Raw genomic sequence first — 1,832 nt, forward strand, 5'->3', positions numbered from 1 at the left:
TGGGTTGTCAAGGCCCAGATCCACGCGGGTGGCCGCGGCAAGGGCGGTGGCGTCAAGGTCGCCAAGTCGATCGAAGACGTCAAGAAGCTCGCCGGCGAAATCCTCGGCATGCAGCTCAAGACGCACCAGACCGGTCCTGAAGGCCAGAAGGTTCGCCGCCTCTACATCGAGGACGGGGCCGACATCCAGAAGGAGTACTACGTCTCGGCCGTGACCGACCGTGCCACCCAGAAGGTGGCCTTCATCGCTTCGAGCGAAGGCGGCATGGACATCGAGGAAGTGGCGCACTCCACGCCCGAGAAGATCATCACCGTCTATGCCGACCCGAAGGACGGCCTGACGGATGCACAGGCCAAGCAGATCGCCGACGGCATCGGCATCCCGGCCGGTTCCACCGCCCAGGCCGTGGACATCTTCAAGAAGCTCTACACCTGCTACATGGAGACGGATGCCTCGCTGGTCGAGATCAACCCGCTCAACCGTGACAGCAAGGGCAACATCGTCGCCCTGGACGCCAAATTCAACTTCGACAGCAATGCGCTGTTCCGCCACCCCGAGATCGTGGCGCTGCGCGACCTCGATGAGGAAGACGCGGCCGAAGTCGAAGCCAGCAAGTTCGACCTCGCCTACATCAGCCTCGACGGCAACATCGGCTGCCTGGTGAACGGCGCCGGCCTCGCGATGGCGACCATGGACACCATCAAGCTYTTCGGCGGCGAGCCCGCCAACTTCCTCGATGTGGGCGGCGGCGCCACCCCCGAGAAGGTCACCGAAGCCTTCAAGATCATGCTGAAGAACAAGAATGTCGAGGCCATCCTCGTCAACATCTTCGGCGGCATCATGAAGTGCGACACCATCGCCACCGGCGTGATCGCAGCCTGCAAGGCCGTGAACCTGCAAGTGCCGCTGGTCGTGCGCATGAAGGGCACCAACGAAGTCGAAGGCAAGAAGCTGCTGGCCGATTCGGGCCTGCCGATCATCAGCGCCGACACCATGGCGGAAGCGGCCCAGAAGGTCGTGGCAGCAGTCAAGAAAGCCTAAGGAAACGTCATGTCGATCTACATCAACAAAGACACCAAAGTCATCACCCAAGGCATCACCGGCAAGACCGGCCAGTTCCACACCGAGAAGTGCCAGGAATACGCGAACGGCAAGAACTGCTTCGTGGCCGGCGTGAATCCGAAGAAGGCCGGTGAGTCGATCTTCAACATCCCGATCTTCGGTTCGGTCAAGGAAGCCGCCACGCAGACCGGCGCGACCGTGTCGGTGATCTATGTGCCGCCGGCAGGTGCTGCCGCCGCGATCTGGGAGGCTGTCGAGGCCGACCTGGACATGGCGATCTGCATCACCGAGGGCATCCCCGTTCGCGACATGCTCGAAGTGCGCAACAGGATGAAGGCCAAGGAGGCCGCCGGCGGCAAGAAGACGCTGCTGCTCGGCCCGAACTGCCCCGGCCTGATCACGCCCGACGAAATCAAGATCGGCATCATGCCCGGCCACATCCACCGCAAGGGCCGCATCGGCGTGGTCAGCCGTTCCGGCACGCTGACCTATGAAGCGGTGGCGCAACTGACCGAGATCGGCCTCGGCCAATCGTCGGCAGTCGGCATCGGCGGTGACCCGATCAATGGCCTGAAGCACATCGACGTGATGAAGGCCTTCAACGACGATCCCGATACCGATGCGGTCATCATGATCGGCGAGATCGGCGGCCCCGACGAAGCCGATGCGGCGCGCTGGTGCAAGGACAACATGAAGAAGCCGATCGTCGGCTTCATCGCCGGTGTGACGGCGCCCCCCGGCAAGCGCATGGGCCATGCCGGCGCGCTGAT

The 1,832-nt window shown here is 63.1% G+C and carries 2 protein-coding genes; both read left to right on the forward strand.

From position 1 onward, the window contains the following. On the forward strand, positions 1-1,041 hold a 1,041-nt coding region (gene sucC / locus AC1D3B_RS36085), incomplete at its 5' end, for an ADP-forming succinate--CoA ligase subunit beta (protein ID WP_478195456.1). A gap of 9 nt (positions 1,042-1,050) precedes the next feature. Then, the coding region (sucD, locus tag AC1D3B_RS36090) for a succinate--CoA ligase subunit alpha (protein ID WP_478195457.1) at positions 1,051-1,832 on the forward strand (782 nt) is incomplete at its 3' end.

The sequence above is a fragment of the Variovorax sp. P5_A3 genome, assembly GCF_056400665.1.